We start from the raw sequence: 24,755 nt of genomic DNA, 5'->3' as shown, positions 1-24,755 counted from the left end.
AATCTTTGAAATTTCATAGAACATGGCTTTGTCATATATTCAAAAATAAATAATGACAGTGATATGACCATGAACAGTAGAACAATTCCAAAATTTAATCCGGATTTACCCATTCACATGACCTTTGAAGAACATGACTGGCATTTGCTTGCAGAATACTGGTATCCGATTGCTTTGGCCCGTGATATCTCTGATCAGCCCTTTAGTACCATGCTACTGGATATACCTTTGGTCATTTATAAAATGGGCGATGAATTGGTTGTGGCAAAAGATGCCTGCCCTCATCGCGGAGTACCTTTAAGCTTGGGCAAAAATGATGGTCAAGGTGTGGTCTGTCGTTATCATGGCTTGCGCTTTGGTGAAAAAGGTCACTGTAACCGTATTCCTGCACATCCTGAGCATAAAATTTCCGATCGCTTTCATTTACGCACTTATGCCGCCGTAGAACGCTATGGACTCATTTGGTGCAGTCTCACTGCAAATTTGGAGGCTGAACCAAATATTCCGCACATGCCTAACTGGAATGATGCTGATTTTCAGCAATTGGTCTGCCCAACGGTAGATTTCAAGTGTTTCGCCGGACGGCAACTGGAAGGCTTTATTGATGTCGCCCATTTTGCCTGGGTTCATCCCGATACGTTTGGTGATCCTGACAATACTGAAGTACCTGACTATAAAACCATTGAAACAGCAACAGGATTTCATGCCGACTATTGGAGCAGTGTCGGACGCTACCCGATTGGCATGGAGCAACGTGGGCAGCAAGGCTTTCAATGGCTGCGACATTTTGAGATCCATCTCCCCTTTACAGCCACCTTAACCATTCATTTTCCGAATAACAGCAAGCAAGTGATTATGAATGCCGCTTCACCGATGACAGCACGTCAGACCCGACTGTTTGCCCCGATTTGCCGAAACTATGACAAAGACTTACCGGTTGAAGATGCCTATGAGTTTAACTTAAAGATTTTTGAAGAAGACCGTGTAGTATCCGAATCACAAAAACCTGAATATTTACCGCTTGATTTAAGCCTGGAAGCCCACTTCCCGGCAGATCGCAGTTCCAGCATGTACCGCAAGTTATTGCGTAAAAAAGGTTTTAGTCCATTGTTTGCAGCTTAAATTAATCGCTTGTTATGATAAATGAGGTCAACCATGACCTCATTTACTTAAATTTAATAATTTAATTTTATGTCATTTCTAGTGGGAAATTTCTGCAAAATCAGTCTGATCCTTTTGAATGGGCGTTTGATATTTGATTAAGAAAACACAGCATAATGCGATGATTAACGGAACGCCCAGCGCATAAAAATAACCGGTTACACCATAGCGGGTTAAAATAATTCCGCCACCAATAATTGCACCCATCCGCCCCATGCCAATGGCCCACCCTGTTGCCGTTGCTCGAACTTGGGTTGGATATGCAGCGACCACCAAATAATTGAGTGCCAGTTGCTGACCTCCAATACCAAATCCAGCCAATGCAATCAGTGCAATCAGTGCAATCAGTGCAATCAGTGCAATCAGTGCAATCAGTGCAATCAGTGCAAAAATATAACTCGATTGCTGAGTTTCGATGAGTAATCCTAACCCTATAACCACAGCCAGTCCTGTGAACAGCATAAAAGTTAATATCTTTGCCGTATTTAATTTAGGCAACCAATAAGCTAAAGGTATAGCAAAAACAATAAAGGCAGCATTTACTGTCACAGAAGCATAAGGTGCTTGCTCTGGTGCCAAACCTGCCTGTTTTAAAATGGTAGGTAACCATGACAAAAGCATGAACCAGGCAATCCAGTTAAAGAAATATGTTCCTCATACGCCTGCTGTGGTACGCGCTAATCCATTTTGAAACAAGATACTTAATTTTGCTTTGTTTTGATTGGGCGTATTCGCTGCAATCAGATTTTCCTGTGTGAATGAAACAGTTTTAGATGAAATTTTATCCAGAATTTTTTGTATAGCAGCAATATTCGAGGCACTATTTTTTTGTGCCATATATTCTAAAGATTCAGGTAGAACAAAATACAGTACAACCAGTAAAACAAGGGGGGAATACTCCACCGATAATATATATTCCCTGCCACCCAACCATAGGTAGCAATTTTGCTGCCAGTAGCCCACCAAACATTGCTCCCGCAGGTAAAGCCAATAAAACACCTATGGTGACTGTGCCTTTAAAGCGTTGTGGTGAATATTCTGCAGCAAGTGCCAATAATACAGGGGTTGCACCTCCCATCCCTAAACCAGCAATCACTCTCAGTATAAATATTTGCTCGATATTGCTTATGAAAACTGTGAGAAGTGTGGCACTAGAAAAAATGGCCGTGCAAAACAGTAATGTTTTTCTGCGCCCCAATTTGTCACCCAACAAGCCTAAAAGCATTGCTCCCACTGTCATTCCAACAATTCCAGCAGTCAGAATTGGTGCTAATGCCCCGGGTTGTAAATTGAAATGCTCTAATAAAGCAGCTGCTGTAAACGCGATCGCCTAGGTATCAAACCCATCAAATAACGCAATAGTGAAACAGAGTAAAATGACCATCCATTGATAAGGTGATATTTTTCCGATCTATCACTTCTTTGATTAATGACTTTCCTTATTGAACCTGCTCCATGGCACACCTCCTTTTTCTTATCATTCTTACTTTAGAAACTGAAAACGAGAAGATCAAAGACCCAAAAGGTATGTTTTTATGCATTAAGCATAGTTTTCTATACTGTTTAAGATAAAAAAAGGAGACCCATTGGCCTCCTTTTTTCACACAGACAATCAATTAATCAATTGCTGGTGTATATGTACCATCAGCGATTGGACCTTTAATACGATCAGCCTCTGCAAGCACAAGGCCAAGCAGGTTCTTCACGTTGTCTAAAGTCGCAACAGGACTCAAAGTCGTCATCTTCAAGGATTGAACTTGACCCACTTTAGTGACACCAATATTCGCTTCACCACGGGCAAACAGTTCATCTGCCACGTTTTGGTTTAATGTATCGAGCAATTCTGCCGGATAACCTGCTGGAACCACACGGAACAACACAGAAGCAAATTGAGGTTCAACCAAAAGCTCTAAACCATCAGTCGCTTTGATGTAATCAGCCACTTCACGTGTCAACTTCACACCATTGTCGATCATTGAACCATAAAGCTCTTCGCCCAATGCTTCAACAGTCATCCACAATTTCAACGCATCAAAACGACGTGTTGTTTGTAATGACTTAGACACCAGGTTCGGCACACCATGTTCTTCATCATAAGCAGAGTTTAAGTACTCAGCTTCATAATGCATGAAACGGTAGTTCGCTTCGTCTTTCAACAAGAACGCGCCACACGAAATGGTTTGGAAATAATGCTTATGGAAATCCAGTGTCACTGAATCAGACAACTCAATGCCATCGAGCATAGAACGATAGTCATTAGACAGAATTAGTGCACCACCCCAAGCTGCGTCAATGTGCATCCACGCGCCATATTTGTTGGTGATTTCACGGATTTGTTTCAATGGATCAATCGCACCGGCATCGGTAGTACCTGCGGTCGCAACCACACATGCCACGATTTTGCCTTCTGCCTGAAGATGCGCCATGGTTTTTTCCAAAGCATCCACATCCATCTGCGCATTTGCGTTTACAGGAACAGTCACCACTGACTGGAAGCCCATGCCCATCATCGCCATGTTCTTTTGCACAGAGAAATGTGCATTTTCAGAACAGATGACTTTGACATTACGCATCGCATCCGCAGGAATACCATCGCGCTGAACTGACCACGGATTGCCGTTTTCGTCTTTCCAGTTTTTCGAGATGCAGGCATCACGAGCAAGCAGCACACCCATCAAGTTGGACTGGGTACCACCAGAAGTGAACACACCTGCCTGACCAGAACCATAACCGACTTTTTGACGTAGCCAGTCAATCAACTGCACTTCCATCAATGAACCGGCTGGGCTTTGATCCCATGAGTCCATAGACTGGTTAGTGGCGTTAATCAACACTTCTGCAATTTGGCTCGCCACCATGGTTGGGCAGTGCAAATGTGCTAACGAGTGCGGATGATGTACTTTCAAGCTTTTGTTTAAGAAAAGCTCAACCATACGCTCAAGCGATTTGTGTAGACCCATGCCTTCTTTTGAAGGATGAAATGCAATCGCGCTGCGCAGCTCTTTAATGCTGCCACCGGTGTACATTTTGTCGTTTTGCAACCATGCAGAAACGGCTTTTACCGCTTCGTCCATTGCTGACTGATAGTCAGCAATGGATTGTGCATCATTGCAGAATAACGCTTTACGGTGTTCTGCAAAATCTACCATGCCTTATGCACCTCGAACTGCAACAAGTGCTTCAGCTACCGCTTTCTTAAAGCGATTAATCGCTTCCACACATTCGTCGTGATTGATGATAAGTGGGCAAAGTAAACGAATCACTGTACCGTTACGACCACCTTTTTCTAACAACAATTTATTGTCAAAACACGCCGCTTGGATTGCTGCAGCCAATTGAGAATCACCAGGTAATGAGCCCATGTGATCTGCTTTTTGACGTTCGTCAACGATTTCAATACCGATCATCAAACCACGGCCACGCACGTTACCGATACATGGGAATTCCACTGCCAATTTTTTCAATTCAGCTTGTAAGAAATCGCCACGCTCTTGCGCATTTTGTGCAAGATTTTGTTCTTTAATGGTTTTGATAGTCGCAAGACCTGTACCCATCGCCAACTGGTTACCACGGAAAGTACCGGTATGACCAGCAGGCTGCCAAGCATCAAACTTACGCTTGATACCGAGTACAGCAAGCGGCAAGCTACCACCCACCGCTTTAGACATCACCACCACGTCAGGTTCAATACCCGCATGTTCAAAGGCAAACATTTTGCCTGAACGTCCAAAGCCTGCTTGAACTTCGTCAAGAATCAACACGATATTGTGTTTTTCAGTCACTTCACGGATTTTTTTCAACCATTTTACAGGTGCAGTCACCACACCGCCTTCACCTTGAATCGCTTCAAGAATCACAGCTGCTGGCTTGGTTACACCACTTTCGACATCTTCAATGAAGTTTTCGAAGTAATAAGTCAAGGCATCAACACCCGCTTCACCACCAATGCCTAATGGGCAACGGTATTCATGCGGATATGGCATAAACTGTACGCCTGGCATTAAGCCATTTACTGCATTCTTCGCAGACAGGTTACCTGTCATGGCCAAAGAACCGTGAGTCATACCGTGATAGCCACCTGAGAAGCTGATCACTGAGCTACGACCGGTATAGGTTTTTGCTAATTTAATTGCTGCTTCTGTACCGTCTGCACCAGACGGACCACAGAACTGTAGGCAATACTCTTCCTTCCCACCAGGGAGCTGTTCAAGTAATGCTTCAGTAAATGCATCTTTTAAAGGTGTCGTTAAATCTAAAGTATGTAATGGAAGACCGCTTGCTAGCGTATCTTGGATACTTTGAATTACCGCAGGATGATTATGGCCTAAAGCCAATGTTCCTGCCCCAGCTAAACAATCGAGGTACTCTGTACCTTCAACATCAGTAACCCAACAACCTAAGGCTTTTGCTATCGCTAACGGCAATTTACGTGGATAGCTACGAACATTGGATTCCATCTGGCTTTGGCGAGTCAAATAGTATTCGTTAGTAGACTTAGTGGCAGGATTTACAGAAGAAACGCTCATATCGAATTACCATCTCTGATATGGGTTGAAAGAAATAAGTCGGGTGACTTGTGGTCCTTTGACTCGGTGCTTTATAGAATCTAGTTTGACGACTTGATTTATACATCATAACTAAACGGCGGATGATACAGAATTTTTCAATAAAATAAACAAGTTTTATGACTTTATCTGCCCAAAACCGATCAAAAAAATATATCAAGCCAATTCTTAGATTGAATTATCATCTTACAGTGTGACAGACTAAAGAAAACCTTATTTTTATACTTTTTTTATGCAAAAGATTGAATTAACGTAACCACCTCCGAAAAACCACCTTAAATATATAATTTTTAAATATTTTATTTGCAAGCCCTTTTTATAAGATAAATAAAATCATTTACAATCTTGACACAAAGTCTGCAAAAAATCCTCATGAAGTAACGATAACATGCATACGAATAGCTAAAGTTTTCTTTACAAAAAAATAGGTAAAAATAATGCGATATTTAACTCTCTCCTCCCTGATGCTTGCCAGCGTACTTTCGACAACTGCCTTTGCCCAGCAGACTGAACAGCTGAATTACAATTTGGTCAATGTGCAGGCCGAAGCAACGCGTCAAATTTCCAATGATGAAATGCATGCGGTTTTATATATTGAAAGAAGTAAGAAGCAGCCAGCCGAACTTTCTGCACTCATCACCCAATCAATGAATCAAGCCATAGCAGCATCGAAAAAATACCCGCAAGTAAAAGTCGAAACAGGCGCTCAGAGCACTTATCCTGTTTATGACAATGACAGCCAGAAATTGAAAGAATGGCGTGGTCGCGCTGAAATTCGTCTAAAAAGTACCGACTTTAAGGCAGTCAGCCAGTTGATTAGCGAATTACAGCAAAACTTCCAGACCCAGTCGATCAACTTTACTGTCTCTGATACACAACGTAAAAAAGTGGAAAATGAGTTGATGGTGGAAGCATCGAAAAACTTCCAGCAACGTGCGCAAATGTTGACTTCGGCCTGGAATAAATCTGGCTATCAATTGGTTAACCTCAACCTGAATACCAATAACTATTATCCACAACCGGTAATGATGCGTGCCAACATGGCAAAATTTGCAGGTGCTGAAGCTGCAGATGCGCAAAATGTTGAGGCAGGTGAATCAAAAATTACTGTCAATGCCAATGGTACAGTACAGTTTAAATAATTAAATGATGATTTAGATAAAAACCGTGTGCACACACGGTTTTTGCTGATAGTATTGCTCGTAATCTTCTTCACCCCCTATCTTTACAGCTAAATCAAGTGTGAGATGGCCTAAAGGCGATGATGGCCGCCGCTAATTTATTCTATTTCTTGACATCAACAAGCTCATCTACTAGCTCATCAATCTTTGTATCTGTACTGCGCCATTTATTCAAAGCCAAACCGCCTTTGCCTTTCAACTTAAACTCAGCCTCAGAAACAACTTGCCCTTCTTTCATTAATGTGAATTTTGCATAACTCATGTAGGTCACAACATCCCATGTACGCAATGCAGTATAATTCATCGTGGTTTCACATAATGCCGGTTTGGAATTTTCAGGATAAATGCGTGCATTGATATTGTATCTTGCGAAACTACGAACTATTGAGTCATCAAATCCGGCAATTGTAACCTTAGGATTATTGATCACACATATTTGCTTAATGGTCTTTGGCTGAAATCCTTCGTTATTTTTAACCTGAATTGATGTGCAGCCAGATACAGCCAAACCCAAAGCACTTAATGCTAATAATTTTTTCATAATACCCTCTTATAGTAAGAAAATAAGATACTAATTTATTGAATAAAAAGAAACTAGACTACATTGGAATAGCATACAGGAACCAGCCTAAGTCAACCCTTTCACCATTATTTTATCAACTGAGTACACTGTTTCCTCAGGAGGATCTTAATTCGACATGAATGATGTTACATCTACCTCTTTCGCACCTTTCGACGATAGATATACTTCAGAGAAATTTCCTAAGGCTTGCTCAATTTGTCTACCGATAAATAACGAACCTCGTTTTTGTCGGTAAACTAATCAAAACATAAATTCCCCATAGCTAAGGGTATTTTTTGCTTCAGCTATTGTTCGATCACCGACGCCATTCAGAACTGACTCTGCCCAGAATTCGTCTCGGTATTCAATTCCTTTCCCAGTTCTTCAGCAAATTATTGCAAACCTTTAAGTCCAAAAACTGCGGAAAACACCTGATCTGCGAACGATTGAGTGAAATTTTCTTCAACCTGTTCAGTTATGAATATTACACCAGCCGCCTCATCAACAAGCGTCAGTGTAATCCAGTCAGCAATCACACTGTTATCACCTTCATTATTAAGACATGTCACATCAATGTCTTCTTCTGTTTCGTTACCGAGTTCCAATTCTTTTGCACATTGAACTGCTTCAACTGCAGTTGCATCGTCTTCGTGATAATACAACTGTGACCGATATTTTGAACGGGTTGAAAGTAAGGAAGAGCTGTCAAAACGAGTCTATCAGAAAGATATTTAAGCTGGCTAACTTGCTAGATAGATATAAAAAATCCCGCTCTAAAGCGGGATTTTTTGAATCTATAAAACTTAGTAAATCGCCATATGATTGCGATGGATCATCTCTAGTGAACGTGCTTCACCTAACACCTGATGCACTTTATCCGATGCCAGACCTTTGACAATTTCCGCAGAACGCGAACTGAAGTTGACACGGCCGACAGCAATACGATGACCCTCTTGGTCTACACACTCCACCACATCACCACGCTCAAAGTGACCTTCAACCGCTTTTACCCCGACAGGCAATAAACTACGGTGATTTTCTTTAATCGCTTTGACTGCACCATCATCAAGAACCAGACGGCCAGCCGTTTGTAGATGTGCTGCCAACCATTGCTGATGAGCGGTAATACGGTCATTATCAGTGATAAACAAGGTGCCTAACAACTCACCGGACATTAAACGTGCCAGGACATTATCACTTTCACCACTGGCAATCAGCGTTGGACAGCCAGATTTCGCCGCCAGACGTGCAGCACGCACTTTGGTCAGCATACCGCCACGACCAAATTTACCGCCACCGCCTGCCATATCAAACAGGCTTTCATCCAATGCACGCACGGTATGGAACAGTTTGGCATTTGGATTAGAACGCGGATCAGAGTCATACATGCCTTGCTGATCGGTCAGGATAATCAGTAAATCGGCATGCACCTGACCTGCCACCATAGCGGCCAAGGTATCGTTATCACCAAAGCGGATTTCATCAGTCGATACCGTGTCATTTTCATTGATCACCGGAATCACATGCCAGTCAATCAGGTGCTGCAAAGCATCACATGAATTGAGATAGCGACGACGGTCTGCCAGGTCATCATGAGTCAGTAAGACCTGAGCCGTTTGAATGGAATGATTTTCCAATACGCTTGACCAGGTCTGAATCAGCCCCATTTGACCAATGGCAGCACAGGCCTGAAGACTGGGTAGATCGGTGGGTCGATTCTCAAGTTTCATTCGAACCATACCTTCAGCCACAGCACCGGAAGACACCAGAATAATCTCGTGTCCTGCATTGTGCAGATCTGCAATCTGTTTCGCCCAATGCGAAATTGCATCCAGATCTAACCCTGTTCCGTTTGCTGTGAGTAAAGATGATCCGATTTTAACAACGATTCGTTTACAAGCCTTGAGCTGACGTTGCCCATCTACCACTTCTATCATCTTGTCCTCAGTTACTCATATTTCAGAGCTTAACGTACGTAGTACACTTCCATTTCGCCATCATCACCGTCTTCATCATCATCGTCATCGCCCAGAATACCGGCAAGACGTTGTTGACGACGCATCTCGCGATACGCTTCTTTCGCTGCGATGGTTTGTTCACGTGTTTCAGCTTCAAGCTGGTCACGGAATGCTTTTACTTGCGCTGCGTATTCTGGATCTTCAGCTTCGAGTTCACGTTGTTTCTCGATTTCATCCATCAGGTAATACACAACTTCTTTAGTCCCTTCAGACATCAAGCCTGAAGTTTTGAATACCGGACCGTCCCATTGCATTTCTTCAAGAAGATGCTTACACCATTCTTCACGCGTGTCTTCGTCCAGCTGGTCAACCTTGTTCAGCACCAGTACTACTGGCAATTTAGAAAGTGTTGGGGAGAATTTTTTCAACTCATTCAAAATTGCTTTGGCATTGTGTGCCGGATCTGAACCGTCAATCGGTTGTACATCGACAATGTGTAACAAAATACGGGTACGTGCCAAATGTTTCAAGAAACGGATACCCAGACCCGCACCTTCAGATGCACCTTCAATCAGTCCAGGAATATCGGCCATCACGAATGAACGATGGCTATCGGCATCAACCACACCCAGGTTAGGCACCATAGTGGTAAATGGATAATCTGCAACTTTTGGTTTTGCGGCAGAAACTGCACGAATAAAGGTAGATTTACCTGCGTTAGGCATCCCTAACAAGCCAACATCCGCCAATACTTTAAGTTCTAAACGTACTTCACGGTATTCACCTTTGGCGCCGTGGGTACATTTACGCGGTGAACGGTTGGTAGAAGATTTGAAGTGAGTATTCCCCAAACCGCCTTCACCACCTGCTGCCACCATTACACGCTGACCATTAGTGACCAAGTCACCGATAATATCGCCAGACTCCGTATCTACAATGGTTGTTCCGACTGGAACCAATAATACGGTGTCTTCACCGCCACGGCCTGCACAGTTTGCACCGCGACCATTTTTTGCACGTTCTGCACGGAATTTACGTGTATAACGATAATCTACTAGGGTGCTGGTATTATCGTCGGCTTGAATATAAATGCTGCCGCCACGACCACCATCACCACCATCTGGGCCACCAAATGGTACGAACTTTTCACGGCGAAAACTGGCTACGCCATTGCCACCGTCGCCAGCCTCTACGGTAATGACTGCTTCATCAACAAAGCGCATGCTGCCAATCCTCTAAAAACTTTAAAACCCCATATTCTGCCATATTTTAAAGAATTTCTCGAATATATTTATTCAGCACTGCATGAAGATGACTGAATTCAGTCTTATTTTATAAAGATCAATCAAAAAGCTGATGTTGTCCGATCTTTTTGCCAAGCAATTATTTTCCAACCCTTGATATAAATTAATGATCACATGATTGATTTTACTTATTTCAGAATCTGAACAACTCTCCTTATAGTGCATGCAGCGTTGTTTGAGTCCTGATCATGTCTTTGCCAAAACCTGAAACTGTCAGTCCTTTGTCATCACAATTTGTATTGCTTATGGCAATCGCCTGCGGTTTATGTGCCGGTTCGGCTTATTTTAATCAGCCCCTGATTTATTCGATTGAAAAGAGTTTGAAAATTAGTACCAGTCAGGCCGGCTTAACCGTCGTGCTTGCCCAAATTGGTTATGTGCTTGGCTTAATGCTGTTGGTGCCTTTAGGCGACTTCCTGAATAAACGTAAACTTGTGGTCAGTTTGATGGTATTTGCTGCCATCTCGCAAATTCTGCTGTCATTTAGCACCACCCTCAGCACCTTATATCTTTTCACCCTGTGTGCCACCTTTGGGGCAATTTCCGCTCAGGTTCTAATTCCTTTTGCCTCAACAATTAGTCCACCAGCATCCAGTGCTGCAACGGTTGGAAAACTCATGAGCGGTTTGGTGATGGGGATTATCCTGTCACGGACCTTCGCCGGTTTTGTCTCAACGTACTGGTCCTGGGAAGGTGTGTATTTATCCAGTGGCGTGATCACCCTGCTGTTTGCTGTTGTGATGTGGAAAAAATTACCGAATACTCAACCTCAAACCGGCTTAACCATCAGCAGTATTTACCGTTCACTGTTTGCACTTGCCCGAAACAATCCACATTTAATCCGTCGTGCCTGTGCCGGTGCTTTGGGTTTTGGCATCTTATCGATGGTCTTTACCTCGATGACCTTTGTCCTAGGTAATGCGCCTTACTACTTTAGTGATTTTGAAATTGGCCTGTTTGGCTTGCTCGGTGTTATCGGGATTTATTCATCTAGCTGGTCGGGCAAAACTGTGGGGCAAGGCAAGGAAAATCTGGTCGCAAAACTGTGTATTTTTCTAATGCTGTTTTCATGTACACCCCTGTTCTTTGCCCAGCAAAATATCTGGGTTTACGCGATTGGGGTTTTGATGAGTTATTTTGGCCTCACCGCCTTTCATGTCCTAAACCAGAACCTGGTTTACCGGATTGACCTGAAAGCACGTTCACGGATTAATGCAGTCTATATGACCATCTATTTTTCGGGTGCAGCTTTGGGTTCACTGGGTGCAGTATATACATGGGAACACTTTGGATGGATTGGCTGTGTGGCACTCGGTCTGGTCTTCTCGATTGGAATTTTACTGATTGACCGGTTTGATTTTAAGCAGATGAAAAAGGTTTAAACCCAGCATAAGGAATACACCACAAGGTTTATTCCTTTAAAACTTATAAGACTTAATCTCTAAAACGGATAAACATTTATCCTGTGAATCACTTCCTGATAAGAATTTGAATCAAAAAAGAAAAAGTTATACAGACTACAACCAAAGTCAGGCCCTTTGCCAGTAAAGTCACCACAAGATTCCCGCTCTTTCCAGCTGATGACTGCCAATAAAAGTAATTTAATTCTTATTTAGCAATACGGTCTTTATTCTCCAAAATCTCAGGCAAACTCCGCTCTACCCAGCCAATCAGATAATTCATTTTTTCCGCTGCTTGCGAGCCTAAAATGGTCAGCTGATATTCAACTTTAGGTGGCACCACCGGATAGACCGTGCGTAGGATAAAACCATCCTGTTCGAGCATTTTTAGCGTTTGTGACAGCATTTTTTCACTCACCCCTTCAATACGCTGTTTCAGCTCACTAAAACGATGCACCCCATCGCTTAAACAACGTAAAACCAGTACTGACCATTTATTCGCCAGATGTTCCAATATTTCACGTGAAGGACACTCAGTGGATAAGACCTGACCCAATACAGGGCTGATCGCATAATTTGTCATAGCTTACTCTCAATATTTTTATTACTTACTAATTTTAATGCACTTACTCTTTGTAAGCTAACAGAATAATATTTCAGCAGCAAGTTTATTGATGACTTTATCTGTATTGATGAAATATCCATTTCAATGATCAACAGCCATAAAAAAAGAGCCTCAAATGAGGCTCTTTTTTCGTACTACTTTACAAATTATGCATTTGTTTCAGCAGGAATTTTTGGATAGCTTACGCCGCCCATTTGTTCTGCAATACGTAATACCTGGCAGCTATAACCCACTTCGTTATCGTACCAAACGTAGCAAGTTAAACGGTTGCCTGAAGTGATTGTTGCTTGCGCATCAAATACACCTGCAGTACGCGAACCGATAAAGTCAGAAGATACCACTTCAGTTGAGTTGGTATAACCAATTTGACCTTGAAGGTTTGAGTTGATTGAAATTTGACGAATGTATTCATTCACTTCTTCACGGTCAACTTCTTTCTCAAGCGTCAAGTTAAGAATAGCCAATGAAACGTTTGGTGTTGGAACACGTACAGAGTTACCAGTCAACTTGCCTTTAAGCGCAGGAAGAGCTTTAGCAACAGCTTTAGCAGCACCAGTTTCAGTAATAACCATATTCAAAGTAGCAGCACGGCCACGACGGTCAGCTTTATGATAGTTATCAATCAAGTTCTGGTCGTTAGTGAACGAGTGAACTGTTTCAACGTGACCATTAAGCACTTTGTATTTGTCTTCTAACACTTTAAGTGTTGGAGTGATGGCGTTAGTCGTACAGCTTGCTGCAGAGATAATGGTATCTTCATCAAGAATGTCAGCTTGGTTCACACCGTATACAACGTTCTTCATGTCACCTTTACCAGGTGCAGTCAAGATTACACGTGCAGCGCCTGGGCATTGAAGGTGTTGAGCAAGACCTTCTGCATCACGCCATTTACCAGTGTTATCAATAACCAATGCATTGTTAATACCATAAGTAGTGTAATCCACTTCAGATGGGCTAGATGCATAGATCACTTTAATGAAGTTACCGTTTGCAATAATAGCTTCGTTTTCTTCGTCTACAGAGATTGTGCCTTGGAATGGACCGTGGATAGAGTCACGGCGCAGCAATGAAGCACGTTTTTCCAAATCACCATCAGATGATTTACGAACCACGATTGCTTTAAGATTTAAACCACGACCCAAACCTGATTGGCCAATGATTAAACGAGCAAGAATACGACCGATACGACCAAAACCGTAAAGAACAACATCTTTGCCTTCTACAGCCTTCGCATTACCTGCTAAAGATTTCACTGCATCAGCAACAAAAGCGTCTACATCGCCGCCTTTTTCTTTGAATTCAACAGCAAGTTTACCTAGATCAATTTCTGCTGAACCAATATTATCAATTTTAGCTAAAGCTTCTAAAATTGGGAAAGTATGAACCACTGAAAGCTCAACATCCATCACACGTGTACGGCGATGAGCTTTTAAAATCTGGATTACTGAACGGTTAACTAAAGAACGACCGTATACAGAAGTCACGATATTTTTTTCACGATACAATTGACCGATAAGCGCAATCATACGTTCCGCGATTTCTTCACGGTTTTTCCAGCGACCTTGGTGCTCTGCATGTAGGGCGATGATAGTGTCTTTGCTCACAGCTACGTCCTCTAATTAATTGTATATCTAGGCATAAATTTCAAAACCCGACAATTGTAAAGGAATTATCAGCAACTTTGAATCAAAAGCTGAATTTCCAATGCGCTTTTTACGATATATTCACTATAAATTTACAAAATAGTTGTAATTATTTTTATGATTTTACTATTAAAAGTTCAAAAACCCTTTTGAAAGGACAAAATATACTTTTTTGTTAAATGTTGCTTTATCACACAAAAGAAAATTTCCACGTAGTGTACCTAATGAAGCTTATTTAATTCTATCCTGATAATTATCTATATTCTGATTCAACGCCAGCTGTTTACGCTTTTGCTTAACAAGATGAATTGTGCCTTCAATCACCAACAATAAAACGGCAATCCAGATTGGAATATAAGTCAGCCATTCCCCCGCTTCAACCCGCTCACCTAGTACAATAGAGGCAAAAGCCAAAAGCACAGGTTCCAGATAACTCAGCAATCCGAAAATCACAAAAGGCAAATAACGACTGGCCAAAATATAACTACCCAGCCCCAATGCACTCAAAAAACCTAAGCCAATCACTGCCCAGATCAAATGCGGGAAATGTGTCATTAAATCCAAACTGTCACTATGGACAAATCCTAAATAGAAGGCTACTGGCAAAATGAGGCATAAATCCCACCAGAAACCACCTAAATGATCGGTTTTAAAGGCACGGCGTAAAAAGAAATATAAGGGATAAGCTAAAGCGACATACACGGTTTCCCAAGCTATACTGCCAATCCGCCAGATTTCATGTCCTACCCCTAAAATGGCTAATAGCACAGCCGCCAACTGCCATTTCGATAGTTTTTCTTTGTAAAGTACACAACCAACCAGCACCATCACCAAAGGCAATAAAAAATAACCCAGTGAAACTTGCAAGCCACGACCATTAATCGGTCCCCACAGAAACAGCCACAACTGTGTAGTACAGAGAATGGAACTAAAAATCAGCCAGATCAGAAAAGTAGGCTGCTTTAAAATCCGTTTAAAAATCTTGGTAATATGCCGCAAATCACCAGACCACCACATAAACAGGGTTAAGAAAGGCAGCGTGGTCAGCATTCTCCAGGCAAAAGTCTGTTCACTGTCCAAGGGTTGCAGGAACTGGCTATAAAAATATAACACCCCAAAAGTAACAGATGCCAATACTGACAAAGCCAAGCCTTTATACATCTTTACCTCAAGGATATCATTCATTTCATGACCATTTGGAATAATCCATAATCATGGATTATTCACTTTTTAATAAGTGTCTATATTAGCAAATAAAAAACCATGCCTAAGCATGGTTTTAAACTCTTGTTCAAATATCGGGCATGTTATTTGATCGTCTGCTTGGTATGAATAACATCGCTCAAGTCATAGCCAACCGACTTCGCATATTCTAAATATTCATGGATGACTGCCTGATCAGGTTGCGGAGTACGGGACAATACCCACATGTATTTACGTCGCGGCTCACCCACCAATACGGTTTGATAATCATCATCCAGCTTAAGTACCCAATAATCACCACGCCCTAGCGGTAACCAGCGGATCGCCTCAGGCAAGAAACTCACTTTTAGTTTGGTATTGAAAGGGGCATTTTTCACAAATGCCTCACCAATAGACTGATTTAACTGTCCATCTTTGGTATAACAGCGGTTATCTACGCCAATATTGCCATTCTCGTTCAGTGTATAAGTCGCGGTAACATCACGATCACACTTGTTTTGAAAATATAAAGGCTTACGAGCAACCTCATACCAGACACCCAGATATTTATCCAGCTCAACCCTTTCCACTGTTTGTAGCGGCTTGGTTTGTGCATATGCCATTGTCGCTATACCCAAACCCAGCAACACTGCTCCACCCACGGCAATTTTAGCCAGTTTATAGCCCGCTTTTGGAAGATTATTGCTTGTCATAAAAATACCTTTCAGTCAAAATTTTAATTCTTAAAGTGCGTATACATTTAAAAATAGCGACTCCAACCAAATCATACTGTAGCGTTATGTAAGGTCTGTTGATATTTCATATATGGATTGCGTTGTAGGCTAAAATTGAATAATGAGATGTATACATCGTAAAAATGAAATACAAAGAATGATGGTTCCATTTTTAAATTTCATGACGCAGTTTGAGATAATTTTAGCCACAACCTGAGCAAGAACAAAACAGGGCTTTGTTTGCAGCGCAAGGCACAGCTGGGGACTAGAGTATTTTTTGATGCTACGCCGTTGTGAACTACGCATTTAGAATGACTAAATTTTGTATTTCACACCTCGTATCCTCTAAAAAATACTCGCAGTCGCAAACATACATGAATTGCCCACAGAACTTAATTATTTTGCAATAAAAATCATCCAACTAACTGAGCATCTGTGCCTTCAGGCGTACAATCTCATCCCGCAATCGTGCTGCCTGCTCAAACTGCAATTCCTTCGAGGCTTTGAGCATCTCTTTTTCCAGTTTGGACAAATGTTTGGCCAGCAATTTCGGGTCAGCCAAAATATGGCGTTCATCGGCACTTAAGGCACGAGCCTGATCCGAGATTTTCTCATCAATCTGATCATCAGTCAGTACTTCACCAGTATCAATATCCTGACTATTTTGACGTTTGGTGCTGCGTGGAGTAATGCCATGCAGTTCATTAAACTCGATCTGTTTGACACGGCGGCGTTCGGTTTCATCAATCGCCTTTTGCATGGAGTCGGTGATCCGGTCAGCATACAAAATTGCTTTACCTTTCACGTTACGTGCAGCACGACCAATGGTTTGAATCAGCGAACGCTCCGAACGCAAGAAACCCTCTTTATCGGCATCCAGAATCGCGACTAGAGACACTTCCGGCATATCAAGACCTTCACGCAGCAGGTTAATGCCGACCAGTACATCATGCACACCACTACGCAGCTCATGGATAATTTTGGTCCGCTCTACGGTATCAATATCTGAATGTAGATAAGCCACCTTGACCCCGTATTCTTTTAAATACGAGGTTAAATCTTCCGCCATCCGTTTGGTCAAAGTGGTAACCAGAACGCGTTCATCCAGCTCCTTACGGATATTGATTTCCGACAACACGTCATCCACCTGGGTCAGCACGGGACGAATTTCGATTTCAGGATCGACCAGTCCGGTTGGACGAACCACCTGCTCGGCTATCTGCTCCGATTTTTCCAGTTCATATTTGGCCGGTGTTGCACTGACATAAATCGTGGATGGGATAATACGTTCCCATTCTTCAAACTGCATCGGACGGTTATCCAGCGCACTTGGCAAACGGAAGCCATAATTGACCAGATTCTCTTTACGCGAGCGGTCGCCTTTATACATGGCACCAATTTGCGGCACCGTCACATGCGATTCATCAATGATCAGCAAGGCATCATCTGGAATATAATCAAACAATGTCGGTGGCGCTTCACCCGCCGGACGACCGGACAAATGACGTGAGTAGTTTTCGATGCCGTTGGTATAACCTAGCTGCTGCATCATTTCCAAATCATAGCGGGTGCGCTGTTCAATGCGCTGTGCTTCTAGCAATTTATCATGCGCACGAAAGAAGCCCAGACGCTCTTTCAATTCTTCGCGAATGGTACCAATAGCACGCTGCAAATTATCCTTCGGAGTAACATAATGACTTTTAGGATAAATAGTCACACGGGGTACTTTACGCACCATTTTTCCGGTTAAAGGGTCAAACCAGCGAATCGAATCAACTTCATCATCAAACAGTTCGATACGAATGGCATCCTGATCTGATTCAGCCGGGAAAATATCAATAATTTCGCCTCGGATACGGTAAGTACCACGCAAGAATTCCAGTTCGTTACGGCTATATTGCATTTCTACCAAACGGCGAATAATGTCATCACGGCTAATCCGGTCGCCCTGCACAATATGCAGCAACATGCTCATATAGGCATTCGGATCACCCAAACCATAAATGGCCGAAACCGAAGCGACAATAATCGCATCACGACGTTCGAGTAATGACCGCGTTGCCGAAAGACGCATCTGGTCAATATGATCATTAATCGCTGAATCTTTTTCAATAAAGGTATCGGAAGATGGCACATAAGCTTCCGGCTGATAATAGTCATAATAGCTGACGAAGTATTCCACCGCATTATTGGGGAAAAATGACTTGAACTCGCCATACAGCTGTGCAGCCAAGGTCTTGTTATGCGCCATGACAATGGTCGGGCGTTGCAACTGGGAAATCACATTGGCCATGGTATAGGTTTTACCCGAACCGGTTACCCCCAATAACAACTGGTCGTGATAGCCTTTTTGAATACCCTTGACTAATTTTTCAATGGCTTGTGGCTGATCACCCGCAGGCTGATAGCTGGTCACTAATTCAAAAGGTTGATGACTATCCGACATATTATTCAGCTTCTATACAATAACGCAGTTTGAATAATATGAGGGTTAAAGCTCAACATTCAATATTAATCTTCCGATATTTAGCCATCTATAAAGATTAAGAAAATTCCAACATTTTTGTCTTGACCGTATTCACATTCAATAGCAACATGAAACAAAGCATCCTGATCACAATAAAGCCTATGACTTACCATTACCATGACGAAAGTATTGTCAAAAATCTACCAGAAGATACCGTTTTTGTTTTTGGCAGCAACATGGCAGGAAACCATGCAGGAGGTGCTGCGCGTACTGCACTCCAGCACTTTGGTGCAGTGCAAGGCGTAGGTCGTGGCTGGGCGGGTCAAAGTTATGCCATCCCCACCATGAATGAGCATTTGCAGCAAATGCCTTTGTCGCAAATTCAGCATTATATTGATGACTTTAAGATTTATACCAAAAATCATCCGAAAATGACCTATTTCATTACCTCAATTGGTTGTGGCATTGCCGGCTATAAAACTGAAGAAATTGCACCGATGTTCAAGGGCATTTCTCATAATGTCATTTTCCCCATTTCTTTCCGCCCTTTTGTAGAGAGAGCCTTACCCAAACTAACCCGACATTTTTTAAGAACCGTATTTACTGATGAAGTCATCTTTTCTGCTCAGGATGAAGATATTGTTGCCTCTTTAGATTTGTCAGAAAATGAAAAAAGTGCCGCCCGAATTATTTTAAATACCCAAATGTACCCAACCGACAGTAATGGTCGGGATCGAAATTTTGAAATTTCAGACATTTTGCATGTGTTAAACGGCAAGATTTTTGACTGGCAAGACCATTCGGAAGGTTCAATGCTGTTTGGCGGAGTGATTTTAGCTTTGCTTGAACTGTACAATATCAATGAAAAAGACTTTATGGATGTCTGGCAAGGTGAACGTGAAATTTCTCCACCCAAGCCAGAAAATAGAGCACGGAGAAAACCTCGTTAATTTTTAATTTCAGCTATTCAAAGCCAATTCCTGAATTGGCTTTTTTATCAGTCTGGCTTTTTTATTTTGCGGCACAGCTCTCATTCAAGATAAATATTATTTTGCTTATCACATTATTTTAAAATCATTTTTTTCATCATATACTCGACACTTAAATTGCCATAAAAAATAATGAGCGTCTTGAATGGACATGCTGGATTCCCCTTTTTTTGAATTGTCTCCCGTTGCCATGTGGCTGGAAGACTATAGTGAAATCAAAAAACAATTTGATCTCTGGCGTAATCAGGGTGTGCAAGATCTGTTCAGTTTCCTGCAAGAAGATGAATCGCGTATTCTTGAATGCGCAAGAAAAATTAAATTATTAAAAGTCAATTCTAAAACCCTTGAACTTTATCAGGCCGATGACTTTGAACATTTATGTCTAAATCTTGATTTAGTCTTTAAAGAAGATATGACCACAAGCCATATCCACGAACTTGTTGCGTTGTGGAATGGTGAAACCCGTTTTTCCAATTCCGCAGTAAACTATACATTGACTGGAAAGCGCCTGGATATCCAGCTAAAAGGCCTTGTACTACCGCAACATGAACATGATTTTTCCTTGGTATTAATTACCACAGAAGACATTACGTCTTACACCGAAGCCTGCCGTATGGAAGAACAAAGCCGCCATCTGGCAGAGGCGCGCTTTACTTATTCTCCAACCTCACTGTGGGTAGAAGATTTCAGTCGTATTAAAATTAAATTAGATCAGTTACGTAAATTAGGCATTGAAGATTTTTCAACTTTTTTGGATGTGCATAGTGAGTTTGTCATTGAATGCATCAAGGAAATTAAAGTCATTGATGTCAATCAAGCCACCCTCGATTTGTTTGGTGCAGCCAGTAAAGAGATTTTATTAAAAAATCTTCATAAAGTTTTTGCTGAGGAAATGGTTCGAACATTCCGGGAACAATTGATTGAACTGTGGAACGGTCATCTGCATCATCAACGTGAAGTAGTCAATTACGCAATTGATGGCAGCATTCGCCATGTACTGCTGCAATTTACCGTATTTCCGGATTATCTGGATGACTGGAGCATCGTACAGGTTGCCCTGACTGATATTACGGCGCGCAAAAAAGCTGAACATTATCTTGAATATTTAGGCAAACACGACGTACTCACCCAACTGTACAACCGTTCTTTTTATGTGGCAGAACTGAACCGGCTTGAACGCAATTTATTACATCCAATCTCGTGTATTTTTATAGATTTAAATGGACTGAAAATACTGAATGATAGCGAGGGACATGATGCAGGTGACGGTGTCTTACGGCGTATAGGCAATATCCTGAACCAGTTGATTCAGCATACGCCCTATTCGGCCTCACGCATTGGCGGAGATGAGTTTGTAGTCCTTTTACCGGGTGCAGATGAGGCAGCCTTACAAAACTGCCTGCAAAGTCTGCAGGAACTTTTGTCGGTAGACAATCAATTTTATGCCAATCAGCCGATCAGTCTGTCTATAGGTCATGCGACAAATTTGCCGCATGAACGGATTGAAGATATGCTGAAGCGTGCTGACCTGGACATGTATCAGCAGAAAAAGAATTACTATCAGAACCACGATAGACGCAGCCAGCTTTCTAGCTCAAATTAAAGATTAAAAACACCTTGTTATACTGCAATAAAAAAGCCATGGTCAGACCATGGCTTTTTTTATATGAAGAATTTAACGCTTACCCATAGAACGGCGTGTACCACGTGGTGGCATCCAGGTACGGTCAGCATAGCGCTGTGGTTTAGGGCGTAAATCTTCCAATACTTCATCGGAAGAATTTTCATCTACCTTTTTAATCGGGAACGGTAAATTAACCAATGGTTTTTTCTTGGGAGTATTTTGGGTGCTCATATGATTCACTCAAGGATTTCTGCAACATATTGTACGGAAAAATGCCTCTCAGTGCGAGATAGGATTTTAGCTCATCGTGCGATCACGTTAATTATGCTGGCAATCCGCTACTTTAACGGCATCGTCATGACTATCAATAAGATTCGTCCCCCTCATCTAAGCTCCATTAATGCGTTAAAAATATATAAATCTCATCTCAAATTTTACTTATTTTTAACTTACAAAAAATTTATCTATCAGTAAAAATAACATGTTACATAAAATTATTTTTCTTCATGTTGTTGAAACAAAATAGCTAATTTTTTACATGAATACTACCCGATTAATATTCTTGAGTAACAAAATGATTTTTCCTTAAATATAAAATAAGAAAAGTGAACGAAAAAAACGAATAATCACAAAATGGACATGGAGTCCCTAAATGAAAAAATCATTACTGTGTATGATGTCGTCTCTTGCTGCCCTACCTGCCATGAGCTATGCCGATTCACCCTATTTCAGCTTAAAAGATGGAGATGGTTTTAAACGCTTTTCTGTTTCTGTCGGTGCACTACATGTCATGCCTCAGGGTAAGGCCCAACCCTTTCAGGTGAATACAGCTGTTAAAAATGGTGAAGTTGCCAAGAATGGCGATATTCAGGTCGATACCGTATTAAACAATCTAAATCCGGAAGTGAATCAGACCGCGCTTGCCACCGTTTTAAAAGGTTTGGGCTTTTTTACGAGTGGTGAATTAAGTAGTGGACTCAGTGGCTCTTCTAAAATTGGTGGTTTAGAAAGTTGGGAAGCACAAGGTACGGGACTTGAAGCAGATGATGTCACTACGCTGGGGATCATGACCAATTACTTCTTTACCGATCATGTTTCCTTTGAAATGAAGGCCGGCATCCCCCCAAAAGTTGACTTACAGGGTAAAGGAAAAATTTATGCACCCTTCTCTGCGGTGGCAACACCACAAATTGGCAACTTGCCTTTAGAATTCCTCAACATTGATCTGCAAGATGATATTTTTATTACCGATTTAGAAGCTCATGGACCTGCGGCTTCGGCACGTGCCTGGACACCTGCCTTTGAGTTCCAATATCATTTTGGTAAAACCGGCGTCAATAAATTCCGCCCTTATGTCGGTTTAGGGGTAATGTATGCTTATTTTAATGAGCTGAAAATCAACCCGCGTACTGAACAGGACTTGATTGCAGCCGGTCATATGATTGCCAATATCAAAGAAGGCAATGCTGGAGCATCACTGGAAGGCAAACCAAGTAAAGCCAATCCTAAAGTCGAGCTCGAAGCGACCGATGCTATTGCCCCGATTGCAACTGTCGGTTTCACCTATGATTTTAATGACCGCTGGTTCGCAGTGGGTTCCGTGTCTTATGCTCACATGAAAAATGAAACCATCATTACAGTGACGGATGCCACTCATGGCGAGTTAATCCGTTCGAAAGCAGATATTGAAATCAACCCTTTATTGGCCTATGCAGGGGTAGGTATACGTTTCTAAATTTTCAGCAATCAAAAGATGGTTTAATGTCGTCTTTTTTGTATTTATAAAACTTTCTATAACTTAATTTTATCTTTTGTTTAAGTTTTATTTAATCGCATCGACTTGCAGAATCGAATAACATAGCCGCAACACAACCCAGCATGGATGAAATATGTCAGACACCCGTTTTTCCAAACCTCTGATTTATATGTTAATTGGAAGTGCCATTATTCTGGCTTTGTCATTGGGTGTCCGTCATGCATTTGGTCTATATCTGGTCCCAATGAGCCATGAATTTGGCTGGGGACATAATGTCTTTAGTCTTGCCATCGCCATGCAAAACCTGATTTGGGGTGCTGTACAACCCATTACCGGAGCTTTTGCCGACAAATACGGTAGTAAAATCGTAGTCGCTGTTGGGGGAGTCCTCTATGCCCTTGGGCTGTTGCTCATGGCGGTCAGCTCAAGCGGCTTGCTGCTGAATTTAAGTGTCGGTTTAATTCTGGGTCTTGCTCTTTCTGCGACCTCTTTTCCTGTGCTGCTTTCTGCTGTGGGACGCGCTGCACATCCTGAAAAACGTAGTCTGGCGATGGGCATTGCCAGTGCCGCAGGGTCTTTTGGACAATTTATCATGCTGCCCTCTACCCTGCTACTTTTACAAAGTATCGGCTGGTCAGCAGCATTGATGGTCAGCGCTATATTAATTGCTTTAATTATTCCATTGGCCTGGACATTAAAAGCACCTGCTTATACACCTGCGAATGCATTAGCTGCTATCAATAAACCTACGTTGAGCGTCAAAGAAATTCTGGTGATTGCTAAAAATCACAAACCCTTCTGGTTCCTGTCTTTAGGCTTTTTTGTCTGTGGCTTCCAGGTGGTCTTTATTGGCATTCATTTACCCGGCTATCTGATTGATCATGGTTTTGATGCAACCACAGGCACAGTTTTCCTGGCCTTGGTCGGATTATTTAATATTGTCGGTACCTATACCGCAGGCTGGCTAGGGGGAAAATACTCCAAGCCTTACTTACTGATGGGTTTATATGGTCTGCGTGGTATTGCCATTATTGGCTTTTTACTGCTGCCTTTGAGTACCTGGACAATTTACAGCTTTGGCGTCATTATGGGTTTATTGTGGTTATCTACGGTTCCCCTCACTAACGGCATTGTGGCGAATATGTTTGGGATAAAATATCTGTCCATGCTCAGTGGAATTGTGTTCTTTACCCATCAGGTTGGTTCGTTCTTTGGTGGATGGCTAGGTGGTGTTAATCATGACATGACTGGCGACTACAATATGATCTGGATGTTTTCCATCCTGTTAAGCGTGTTTGGTGTCCTGGTTCATTTCTTTGTCAATGAGGAGCATGTGGTTCATGACTGATTCTATGCTTGGACTTAAAATCCTGATTGCTTCAGCGATTGGCCTGTTATTGGCCATCGCTATTCTGCTTTGGATCAAAACACCGCAACTGTTTGAATATTTCAATCAGGCCTTTTGTCCGCATTAATGCTGAAAAATCAGCAGTTAAAATAGCAAAAAACCTGCTTTGTTTTGCTGTTTATATTAAAAGTTTAACAATCATTGATTTAAGTATTTTTCACTGTTATTTCATAAGCTTAGTAAATATTTTGATTTT

23 protein-coding genes are annotated in these 24,755 nt (G+C 41.9%); 8 read left to right on the top strand and 15 right to left on the bottom strand.

Annotated elements, in window-relative coordinates:
- The first annotated feature begins 69 nt into the window (after positions 1-69).
- Positions 70-1,122 (top strand): Rieske 2Fe-2S domain-containing protein, encoded by a 1,053-nt coding sequence (locus ACE01R_RS07095; RefSeq protein WP_395549954.1) that lies wholly within the window; start codon positions 70-72, stop codon positions 1,120-1,122.
- Positions 1,123-1,200: 78 nt separating this feature from the next.
- Here ACE01R_RS07095 and ACE01R_RS07090 read toward each other — a convergent pair whose 3' ends face one another.
- The 5 genes from ACE01R_RS07090 to ACE01R_RS07070 form a co-directional block, all read right to left on the bottom strand.
- Complete coding sequence (locus ACE01R_RS07090) at positions 1,201-1,776, bottom strand: hypothetical protein (RefSeq protein WP_395549952.1); 576 nt, start codon at positions 1,774-1,776, stop codon at positions 1,201-1,203.
- 39 nt (positions 1,777-1,815) lie between these two features.
- Positions 1,816-1,998 (bottom strand): hypothetical protein, encoded by a 183-nt coding sequence (locus tag ACE01R_RS07085; RefSeq protein ID WP_395549951.1) that lies wholly within the window; start codon positions 1,996-1,998, stop codon positions 1,816-1,818.
- 13 nt (positions 1,999-2,011) lie between these two features.
- Positions 2,012-2,422 carry an MFS transporter gene (locus tag ACE01R_RS07080; protein WP_395550032.1) on the bottom strand — a complete coding sequence of 137 codons (411 nt, stop codon included), beginning with the start codon at positions 2,420-2,422 and terminating at the stop codon, positions 2,012-2,014.
- Between the two features lie 355 nt (positions 2,423-2,777).
- Complete coding sequence (locus tag ACE01R_RS07075) at positions 2,778-4,310, bottom strand: pyridoxal phosphate-dependent decarboxylase family protein (protein WP_395549950.1); 1,533 nt, start codon at positions 4,308-4,310, stop codon at positions 2,778-2,780.
- Between the two features lie 3 nt (positions 4,311-4,313).
- The gene (locus ACE01R_RS07070) at positions 4,314-5,687 is read right to left on the bottom strand and encodes a diaminobutyrate--2-oxoglutarate transaminase (protein WP_395549949.1); all 1,374 of its coding nucleotides are present in this window, start codon (positions 5,685-5,687) and stop codon (positions 4,314-4,316) included.
- A gap of 476 nt (positions 5,688-6,163) precedes the next feature.
- On the opposite strand from ACE01R_RS07070, the gene ACE01R_RS07065 reads away from it, so the two are divergent.
- Positions 6,164-6,868 (top strand): SIMPL domain-containing protein, encoded by a 705-nt coding sequence (locus ACE01R_RS07065; RefSeq protein ID WP_395549948.1) that lies wholly within the window; start codon positions 6,164-6,166, stop codon positions 6,866-6,868.
- Between the two features lie 142 nt (positions 6,869-7,010).
- Here the strand turns inward: ACE01R_RS07065 and ACE01R_RS07060 are convergent, their stop codons facing one another.
- The 4 genes from ACE01R_RS07060 to cgtA form a co-directional block, all read right to left on the bottom strand.
- On the bottom strand, positions 7,011-7,448 hold the full coding sequence (locus tag ACE01R_RS07060; RefSeq protein ID WP_395549947.1) for an Sbal_3080 family lipoprotein: 438 nt from the start codon (positions 7,446-7,448) through the stop codon (positions 7,011-7,013).
- 413 nt (positions 7,449-7,861) lie between these two features.
- Positions 7,862-8,131, bottom strand: coding sequence for a hypothetical protein (locus ACE01R_RS07055; protein WP_395549946.1), 270 nt, complete (start codon positions 8,129-8,131; stop codon positions 7,862-7,864).
- A gap of 141 nt (positions 8,132-8,272) precedes the next feature.
- Complete coding sequence (gene proB, locus ACE01R_RS07050) at positions 8,273-9,406, bottom strand: glutamate 5-kinase (protein ID WP_395549944.1); 1,134 nt, start codon at positions 9,404-9,406, stop codon at positions 8,273-8,275.
- Positions 9,407-9,435: 29 nt separating this feature from the next.
- Entirely contained in the window at positions 9,436-10,650 is a 1,215-nt protein-coding gene (gene cgtA / locus ACE01R_RS07045; RefSeq protein WP_395549943.1) for an Obg family GTPase CgtA, read from the bottom strand.
- Positions 10,651-10,919: 269 nt separating this feature from the next.
- Here cgtA and ACE01R_RS07040 point away from each other — a divergent pair, with 269 nt between their 5' ends.
- Positions 10,920-12,113, top strand: coding sequence for an MFS transporter (locus tag ACE01R_RS07040; RefSeq protein WP_395549942.1), 1,194 nt, complete (start codon positions 10,920-10,922; stop codon positions 12,111-12,113).
- 226 nt (positions 12,114-12,339) lie between these two features.
- Here ACE01R_RS07040 and ACE01R_RS07035 read toward each other — a convergent pair whose 3' ends face one another.
- The 5 genes from ACE01R_RS07035 to uvrB form a co-directional block, all read right to left on the bottom strand.
- Entirely contained in the window at positions 12,340-12,714 is a 375-nt protein-coding gene (locus tag ACE01R_RS07035; RefSeq protein WP_395549941.1) for a winged helix-turn-helix transcriptional regulator, read from the bottom strand.
- A 188-nt stretch (positions 12,715-12,902) separates the two neighbouring features.
- Entirely contained in the window at positions 12,903-14,360 is a 1,458-nt protein-coding gene (locus ACE01R_RS07030) for a glyceraldehyde-3-phosphate dehydrogenase (RefSeq protein WP_395549940.1), read from the bottom strand.
- 270 nt (positions 14,361-14,630) lie between these two features.
- On the bottom strand, positions 14,631-15,560 hold the full coding sequence (gene rarD / locus ACE01R_RS07025; protein WP_395550031.1) for an EamA family transporter RarD: 930 nt from the start codon (positions 15,558-15,560) through the stop codon (positions 14,631-14,633).
- 146 nt (positions 15,561-15,706) lie between these two features.
- A complete protein-coding gene (locus ACE01R_RS07020; protein WP_395549939.1) occupies positions 15,707-16,294 on the bottom strand; it encodes a lipocalin family protein in 588 nt (195 codons plus the stop codon).
- A 442-nt stretch (positions 16,295-16,736) separates the two neighbouring features.
- Positions 16,737-18,761: an excinuclease ABC subunit UvrB gene (gene uvrB, locus ACE01R_RS07015; RefSeq protein ID WP_395549938.1), complete on the bottom strand. Its 2,025-nt coding sequence runs from the start codon at positions 18,759-18,761 to the stop codon at positions 16,737-16,739.
- Between the two features lie 182 nt (positions 18,762-18,943).
- On the opposite strand from uvrB, the gene ACE01R_RS07010 reads away from it, so the two are divergent.
- Positions 18,944-19,732 carry a hypothetical protein gene (locus ACE01R_RS07010; protein WP_395550030.1) on the top strand — a complete coding sequence of 263 codons (789 nt, stop codon included), beginning with the start codon at positions 18,944-18,946 and terminating at the stop codon, positions 19,730-19,732.
- Positions 19,733-19,916: 184 nt separating this feature from the next.
- Positions 19,917-21,374, top strand: a complete 1,458-nt coding sequence (locus ACE01R_RS07005; RefSeq protein WP_395549936.1) for a diguanylate cyclase domain-containing protein — start codon at positions 19,917-19,919, stop codon at positions 21,372-21,374.
- 72 nt (positions 21,375-21,446) lie between these two features.
- Here the strand turns inward: ACE01R_RS07005 and ACE01R_RS07000 are convergent, their stop codons facing one another.
- A complete protein-coding gene (locus ACE01R_RS07000; protein ID WP_395549935.1) occupies positions 21,447-21,626 on the bottom strand; it encodes a hypothetical protein in 180 nt (59 codons plus the stop codon).
- 421 nt (positions 21,627-22,047) lie between these two features.
- Between ACE01R_RS07000 and ACE01R_RS06995 the strand changes: the two genes are divergently transcribed.
- The 3 genes from ACE01R_RS06995 to ACE01R_RS06985 all read left to right on the top strand — a co-directional run bounded on the left by ACE01R_RS06995 (position 22,048) and on the right by ACE01R_RS06985 (position 24,626).
- Positions 22,048-23,130: an OmpW family protein gene (locus tag ACE01R_RS06995; RefSeq protein WP_395549934.1), complete on the top strand. Its 1,083-nt coding sequence runs from the start codon at positions 22,048-22,050 to the stop codon at positions 23,128-23,130.
- A 154-nt stretch (positions 23,131-23,284) separates the two neighbouring features.
- Positions 23,285-24,499, top strand: a complete 1,215-nt coding sequence (locus tag ACE01R_RS06990; protein ID WP_395549933.1) for an MFS transporter — start codon at positions 23,285-23,287, stop codon at positions 24,497-24,499.
- Positions 24,492-24,626, top strand: a complete 135-nt coding sequence (locus tag ACE01R_RS06985) for a hypothetical protein (protein WP_395549932.1) — start codon at positions 24,492-24,494, stop codon at positions 24,624-24,626. Before ACE01R_RS06990 ends, ACE01R_RS06985 begins: the two co-directional genes overlap by 8 nt.
- Positions 24,627-24,755: the final 129 nt, after the last annotated feature.

The sequence above is a fragment of the Acinetobacter sp. BSP-28 genome, assembly GCF_044130285.1.
Lineage (GTDB): Bacteria > Pseudomonadota > Gammaproteobacteria > Pseudomonadales > Moraxellaceae > Acinetobacter.
This window is presented reverse-complemented; position numbering and strand designations above follow the sequence as displayed.

What these genes read in the sequence shown, in the direction of transcription:
- ACE01R_RS06985 (WP_395549932.1), top strand. Translation starts at nt 24,492, where the DNA reads ATGACTGATTCTATGCTTGGACTTAAAATCCTGATTGCTTCAGCGATT.
- rarD (WP_395550031.1), bottom strand. Translation starts at nt 15,560, where the DNA reads ATGTATAAAGGCTTGGCTTTGTCAGTATTGGCATCTGTTACTTTTGGG.
- ACE01R_RS07060 (WP_395549947.1), bottom strand. Translation starts at nt 7,448, where the DNA reads ATGAAAAAATTATTAGCATTAAGTGCTTTGGGTTTGGCTGTATCTGGC.
- proB (WP_395549944.1), bottom strand. Translation starts at nt 9,406, where the DNA reads ATGATAGAAGTGGTAGATGGGCAACGTCAGCTCAAGGCTTGTAAACGA.
- uvrB (WP_395549938.1), bottom strand. Translation starts at nt 18,761, where the DNA reads ATGTCGGATAGTCATCAACCTTTTGAATTAGTGACCAGCTATCAGCCT.
- ACE01R_RS07085 (WP_395549951.1), bottom strand. Translation starts at nt 1,998, where the DNA reads ATGGCACAAAAAAATAGTGCCTCGAATATTGCTGCTATACAAAAAATT.
- ACE01R_RS07070 (WP_395549949.1), bottom strand. Translation starts at nt 5,687, where the DNA reads ATGAGCGTTTCTTCTGTAAATCCTGCCACTAAGTCTACTAACGAATAC.
- ACE01R_RS07010 (WP_395550030.1), top strand. Translation starts at nt 18,944, where the DNA reads ATGACTTACCATTACCATGACGAAAGTATTGTCAAAAATCTACCAGAA.
- ACE01R_RS07075 (WP_395549950.1), bottom strand. Translation starts at nt 4,310, where the DNA reads ATGGTAGATTTTGCAGAACACCGTAAAGCGTTATTCTGCAATGATGCA.
- ACE01R_RS06995 (WP_395549934.1), top strand. Translation starts at nt 22,048, where the DNA reads ATGAAAAAATCATTACTGTGTATGATGTCGTCTCTTGCTGCCCTACCT.
- ACE01R_RS07040 (WP_395549942.1), top strand. Translation starts at nt 10,920, where the DNA reads ATGTCTTTGCCAAAACCTGAAACTGTCAGTCCTTTGTCATCACAATTT.
- cgtA (WP_395549943.1), bottom strand. Translation starts at nt 10,650, where the DNA reads ATGCGCTTTGTTGATGAAGCAGTCATTACCGTAGAGGCTGGCGACGGT.
- ACE01R_RS07000 (WP_395549935.1), bottom strand. Translation starts at nt 21,626, where the DNA reads ATGAGCACCCAAAATACTCCCAAGAAAAAACCATTGGTTAATTTACCG.
- ACE01R_RS07005 (WP_395549936.1), top strand. Translation starts at nt 19,917, where the DNA reads ATGGACATGCTGGATTCCCCTTTTTTTGAATTGTCTCCCGTTGCCATG.
- ACE01R_RS07020 (WP_395549939.1), bottom strand. Translation starts at nt 16,294, where the DNA reads ATGACAAGCAATAATCTTCCAAAAGCGGGCTATAAACTGGCTAAAATT.
- ACE01R_RS07095 (WP_395549954.1), top strand. Translation starts at nt 70, where the DNA reads ATGAACAGTAGAACAATTCCAAAATTTAATCCGGATTTACCCATTCAC.
- ACE01R_RS07035 (WP_395549941.1), bottom strand. Translation starts at nt 12,714, where the DNA reads ATGACAAATTATGCGATCAGCCCTGTATTGGGTCAGGTCTTATCCACT.
- ACE01R_RS06990 (WP_395549933.1), top strand. Translation starts at nt 23,285, where the DNA reads ATGTCAGACACCCGTTTTTCCAAACCTCTGATTTATATGTTAATTGGA.
- ACE01R_RS07065 (WP_395549948.1), top strand. Translation starts at nt 6,164, where the DNA reads ATGCGATATTTAACTCTCTCCTCCCTGATGCTTGCCAGCGTACTTTCG.